Consider the following 554-nt stretch of genomic DNA (forward strand, 5'->3'; position numbering starts at 1 on the left):
GGACGTGCGGGACGTGCGTGGGCGATTCGCCCGGCTCCCACTGCCGCGTCTCGTCCACGAGTTGGCGTGCGGCCGGGGCGCCCGCGCCGTGCCCCGGCGGCGGCGGGGTTGACGGTGACGCGATGGGGTTCACCTGTTCGGCCGGCAGGTGCGCGCTGCCCTTGGGCAGCCGCACGGCGAAGCGGCTGCCCTCGCCCTCCGTGCTGGTGACCGTGATGGTGCCGCCATGCAGCCGCACCAGTTCCTGCACCAGGGCCAGGCCGATGCCCGTGCCCTCGTGCGTGCGGGCGGGCTTGCCCGGAATGCGGTGAAAGCGCTGGAAAAGATGGGGCAGGTGCTGGGGCGAAATGCCCGAGCCGGTGTCGCTGACGGACAGCTCCACCGCAGGGCCCGCGTCGTGCAGCGCCACGGCGATCTCGCCCTGCAAGGTGAACTTGAAGGCGTTGGACAGCAGGTTGAGCACGATCTTTTCGTACATGTCCTGGTCCACGTAGACCGGCCCTTGCAGTGGCGGGCAGTCCACGCGCAGCCGCAGGCCCGCCTGCTCCATGGCC

Annotated in this window: 1 protein-coding gene; it reads right to left on the reverse strand. The window is 71.3% G+C overall.

The annotated features are described in order from the left end of the window. Positions 1-554, reverse strand: a 554-nt coding sequence (locus tag L995_RS34170; RefSeq protein ID WP_231574341.1) for a sensor histidine kinase, incomplete at both ends; no start/stop codon positions are given.

Source organism: Delftia sp. ZNC0008, assembly GCF_000799035.1.
In the GTDB taxonomy this organism is placed as follows: Bacteria; Pseudomonadota; Gammaproteobacteria; order Burkholderiales; family Burkholderiaceae_C; genus Comamonas; species Comamonas tsuruhatensis.